The 5138-nt window shown below is 31.4% G+C and carries 4 protein-coding genes, 1 tRNA gene and 1 pseudogene; 3 read left to right on the top strand and 3 right to left on the bottom strand.

The window, feature by feature from the left end:
- The 3 genes from BG20_RS06590 to BG20_RS06575 all read left to right on the top strand — a co-directional run.
- Positions 1 to 642, top strand: a 642-nt coding sequence (locus tag BG20_RS06590) for a DnaJ C-terminal domain-containing protein (protein WP_010192518.1), incomplete at its 5' end; no start/stop codon positions are given.
- 12 nt (positions 643 to 654) lie between these two features.
- Positions 655 to 1191: a 5' nucleotidase, NT5C type gene (locus BG20_RS06585; protein WP_010192517.1), complete on the top strand. Its 537-nt coding sequence runs from the start codon at positions 655 to 657 to the stop codon at positions 1189 to 1191.
- Between the two features lie 247 nt (positions 1192 to 1438).
- Positions 1439 to 1523 (top strand) — tRNA-Leu (locus BG20_RS06575).
- Between the two features lie 8 nt (positions 1524 to 1531).
- Here BG20_RS06575 and gatE read toward each other — a convergent pair.
- From gatE to BG20_RS06560, 3 genes and pseudogenes are all read right to left on the bottom strand, one after another.
- The gene (gene gatE / locus BG20_RS06570; protein ID WP_010192509.1) at positions 1532 to 3439 is read right to left on the bottom strand and encodes a Glu-tRNA(Gln) amidotransferase subunit GatE; all 1908 of its coding nucleotides are present in this window, start codon (positions 3437 to 3439) and stop codon (positions 1532 to 1534) included.
- 13 nt (positions 3440 to 3452) lie between these two features.
- The gene (gatD, locus tag BG20_RS06565; RefSeq protein WP_010192507.1) at positions 3453 to 4742 is read right to left on the bottom strand and encodes a Glu-tRNA(Gln) amidotransferase subunit GatD; all 1290 of its coding nucleotides are present in this window, start codon (positions 4740 to 4742) and stop codon (positions 3453 to 3455) included.
- 32 nt (positions 4743 to 4774) lie between these two features.
- Positions 4775 to 5138, bottom strand: a pseudogene (locus tag BG20_RS06560) (AAA family ATPase); the annotation flags it as partial.

The raw sequence follows: 5138 nt of genomic DNA, 5'->3' as shown, positions 1-5138 counted from the left end.
CAAAAAGAAATTCTATGTGAAATATGTCACGGTTCTGGATGTAAACCTGGTACAAACAAGAATACATGTTCAACATGTAATGGTCAAGGTCAAGTTCGTAAAAGTAGAAGCATGGGATTTGCTTCTTTTGTTACAGTAGAACCATGTTCGGCATGTAGGGGAGAAGGCTCAATCATACAAACACCATGTAGTGAGTGTAAAGGAAACGGAAAGAAAAAAGGAACCAAAAAAATATCGTTTGATATTCCAAGTGGTGTAGAAACTGGTGATTATACAGTACCAGAAGAAGGAAATGAAATGCCGGGAGGAATTAATGGTGATCTAATTGTTAGAATTAGGGTTCAACCTCACCCTAAATTCAAGAGAGATGGAATGGATATCTTTTATGATCAAGACGTATCTATGGTTGATGCAGCTTTAGGTCGTGAAATTATAGTACCCACATTAGATGGAACTGAAAAAATAAAGGTTGAATCAGGAAGTCAGCCTAATACAATAATAAAATTAAAAGGCAAAGGTGTACCACGAATGAATTCTAAAAATAGGGGAGATCAATTCGTTAGAATCGTCGTTACTATTCCTAAAAAACTCAATAAACATCAAAAAAATCTTTTAGAAGAATTTGAAAAGTCTAAAGAGTAGTAGGTAATACTATTGAAAATTGCTTTAGATGTTGATGGTGTGCTAGCTGATGTAATTGAATCATGGCTAATTTACAATAATAAAATCAGATCAAACATCTCCAAAAATGATATTACTAATTGGGATTTTTGGAAAAAATTTAAAATTAATAGATTCGACTTTTATGAAGAATTAACCTTTTGTTGGAAAGACTGGAATTCTATCCCTCCCACAGAAAATAATCTATCTGTTATTACACAAAATCTTTCAAATCTTGGACAAGTTGATATTGTAACAGCTAGAGAACTTTCAACTGATTCTTTTGTAAAAAATTGGCTTAAACTACACGATATATCTTATCAAAATTATGTTTCAGTAATTGATGGTACTATGAAAGCAGATCTGGATTATGATGTTTTTATTGATGACTCTCCATTAAATGCGATAAAATTCTTACAACATAAAAAAAAGATACTTCTTTACTCACAACCATGGAATCAACACATTTCAGATCCAAACATTCAAAGAATTTCTACTTTGTCTGAAGCCGTTGAAACACTAAAATTTTAATTATGATTTTTTGATCAATTTTTTTACTGTAACTTGATGACCACTTCGTATATGTGAAATATGATATGTGTTAATTATCTCACCAATTTTATCCTCATTATAAAATTTAATATTATAATTTCCTAAAACCTTTTTACAATTACTACAGTAAATTTCTCTAAACTCCATTTCTATACTAGTTGATTTATTGTATTTTAAGTAAAACAGTATAATAAAGAAACTTATTCTAGATTTCAAAATTTAGATCGCGGGAGTCGCCCAGCCCGGTCAAAGGCGTAAGGTTCAGATCCTTATCTTCTAGGAGTTCGTGGGTTCAAATCCCACTTCCCGCACATAATCATCAATTATTTTCTAGAAATTTCTTAATCTTTTCTAATAACGTATTGTTTACCATTTCACCTGATACTTTTCCTCTAAGTTCTTTCATAGCAATTCCCATCAAAGGGCTAACTGAGCGTTCTTTTTGATTTTGAATGATTTCTTTATTATTTTTAACAATACTTTCGATGATTTTTTCAAATTCTTCTTTGCTTAGGGTTTCAATCGACGTGTTTTTTATTGCCTGTTCAATAGTTTTTGATTTTCCAGACATGACATTTTCAAATATGATTTCAATTGATTCTTTAGTAATTTTTTTATCCTCTAAAAATTCAAAAGTTTTAGAAATTTCTTCGTTTTTTAATAATTGAGAATTTAACCCATTTCTTTCTAAACTTGTAATGCTAGAACAAAGAATAGATGCTACAAAAGTTGGTGTGGTTGATGTCTTTTCACAAATTTTTTCAAAAATTTCTAAATATTGTGAGTCAAAAATTTGTTCAGCTAATTGTAAATTCAAATTATATTTTTTTTGTAATTCTCTTATTGATTCATCCCATGATTTTGGTATATTATTTTTTGAATCAAGTAATTCTTTATTTGTTACAATGATTGGTGGAATATCTGTTTCAGGATACATTCTTGATGCCCCTGGTCTGGGTCTGAGAAATGTAGTTTCGCCAGTTTGGGTTGCTAACCTTGTTTCCGCAGGAACTCCGTTTTTTGCTTGACTAATTCTATTAATTATGGATTCAATAGCAAAATCAATTTTTTCTAATGGTGCTGCAATTATTAAAAATGCATCATTCTCATTTGTTTCTAATATTTTTTTAACAATTACTACATCACTTTCTTCTATACCATAGTTTGGTAATTCATCTGAATGAAAAACTCCTCCAATCCCATAAAATTTTACAAGTTGGCCTATCTCCTTCCCCAATCTTATTCCTTCATGTGGTGAATAACCAAACATGCCGGCAAAATTTCTAATTCTAATTGCCTTGATTATTGATTCATCTTTTATCGCTTTTTGGATAATTTTTGATTGACAAATCTTAAAGTCATTTGTTATATCAAAAATATCTGTCTCTCTTGAAATTTTATCAAAACTAGAATTTTGTAATTTCTCTGCAATTTTTACAAGACCATGTTGTCTTTTAGCCTCAAATTCTACTACTTTCTCTAATTGATCTAGTTGTTGTACTCCTTTTACTTCTACTACTCCTCCACCATCTCTGATTGAAACATTGACGTCTTGTCGAATTGAGCCAATTCCACGAGTGACTTTTTTTGTACTTCGTAACAGTCTTCCAAGAGATAAAGCGATTTTTTTAATTTTTTTTGAATCTCCTTCAACTGGTTCTAATGCAATTTCAATTAATGGGACTCCAAGTCTATCCAAACTGTATTCTCTTATGTCTCCCTTGTCTCCAAGTAATCTTGCTGCATCTTCTTCCAAACAAATCGACTGAACACCAATCTTTTCACCGTCTACCTCAATATACCCTCCTTGAGAAACTAACATTGTTCTCTGAAAACCCGTAGTGTTTGAGCCATCAATCACTGTTTTTCTCATGGGGTAAATTTCGCTAAAAATATTTGATTTGAGTGCTGATGAAATTATCAAAACAAGATTTTTTGCATTACCGTCTAATTGATGAGGTGGTTCTTCATCTTGTTCTACTAAACAACTGCTTTCTTGATTCGCATAATACATCATTGTTTTAAACTTGGATCTCTCAAATAATGCAGCTGGATCGTATTCTCCTAATTCACTTTTTACAGCTCTTAATCTTCTTTGAAATTTTATAGTATATTCATCAGATTCAAACGGTCTACAATTACAGAATAATTTTTTGTTAGTAGATAACTGCTGATGTATTTCAAGACCAACCTTTAAACCAATATTTTCAATAAAAAATTCAGACATTCATATCACCATTTTACTTAGATATTTCAGAAGCAATATTTTGAAGCATCATGTATTTTACATCTTCAACTTTTTTTGAATTTCCTAAAACCCACATCGCCTTGACAAGTGCTACCTCTGGAATCATGTTCTCCAATGGAATTATTCCTAAATTGAGTAAATCTCGACCACTTTCATATACTGTCATGCTTACTCTACCGTCAATGCACTGTGATGTCATGCCTAAGAAAATTCCTTTCTCGTTAGCTCTCTTTACATTTTCATACATTGTTTTTCCAATGTGTCCTAAACCAGTACCTTCAAAAATTATTCCCCTGTAATTCATCTCAATGATTTTTTCCAAAATACTTGGATCATATCCTGGATGATATTTCACTAGTGCAACTTTGGTATTTAGATTTATTTTTGGCTGAAACTCTTTAACTTTGAAAAAATCATCTTTTGAATTTCTAATAACTTGATCATTTAAAACAATAAATGCTGGATTATCTCCAATTGTCTGAAATGCCCCTCTTTTACTAGTATGGTTTTTTCTTACTCTTGTTCCTAAATGACATGCTATTGTTTCATCGTTTTCATCCTGATGCATTACAATATACACACCATTTGTTTTACAAGCAACAAGAAATTTTATAGCCCCAATCAAATTCAATGCTGCATCTGAAGATGCACGATCTGAAGATCTTTGTGAACCTACAAGTGCAATAGGAATAGGAAATCCCGCTAGTGCAAATGATAGAAATGATGATGTGTAATGCATTGTATCTGTTCCATGTGCAATAATAATTCCAGAATAATCTGAAGTTGAATAATCTTTTAATTTATCTGCAATTTTCAACCAATGCTCTGGCATTATGTTTTCTGAATATTCTGAAAATAATACCACTGCATCAACATTGGCAATTTTTGCAAGTTCAGGAACTGATGAATTAAGTTCCTCAGCAGTTAAAACTGGAGTCACTGCACCAGTTCTGTAATCTACTTTACTTGCAATTGTACCGCCAGTTGATAATAAGAGAATTTTTGGTAGGTTTGGATTTTTTTCAACTCTTTCTTTTTTTTCCATTATTTTTTCAGGACTTTGTATTTTCTCTATTTTTTTAATGGTCTCAATCTCTAATCCAACATTGTATCCACTCTTTAATTTCAGAACAAGATGTTTATCATCATTGTGCTCATATCTTGGCATAATTATCCCCAAATATGTTAAATCTGAAAGAATTTTGACTGAATCGCCAACGTTGATTTTATTTGTTTTTAAAAATTCTAATGACTTACCTGTATATCCTCTAAATTCTGACATTTACGAGAGTTGGTATGTCTATTTAATAAAAACTACCTGTAATAAGATGCCACTAGTTTTTCGCCTATCTTGAGGTTCTTTTGTTCTCTTACTTTCTTTACTGCTGCTTCAAAGTGCTTCATAGTTACTTTGGCATCTGTAGAACTTTTCTCAATGTCTTTAACATCTGGATGTGCATCTAAGAACTCGTGAATAACTAGTGATACTGCAGTGTTTGCAATTGCAGCGGTATCTGCACCACTTAACCCATCTGTTAATTCAGCAATTTTATCAATATCTACTCGTTGTGGATCATTTGGATCATCATTTATTGGTATTTTTTCTGCATTAATTTTCAAAATCATCTTTCTACTTTCTTTATCTGGTAATGGTATCTGAATGATTTTATCAAATCTG

This window comes from Candidatus Nitrosarchaeum limnium BG20, from assembly GCF_000241145.1.
Classification (GTDB): Archaea; Thermoproteota; Nitrososphaeria; order Nitrososphaerales; family Nitrosopumilaceae; genus Nitrosarchaeum; species Nitrosarchaeum limnae.
The sequence above is the reverse complement of the archived record's forward strand: the minus strand, read 5'-3'. Positions and strand labels throughout refer to the sequence as shown.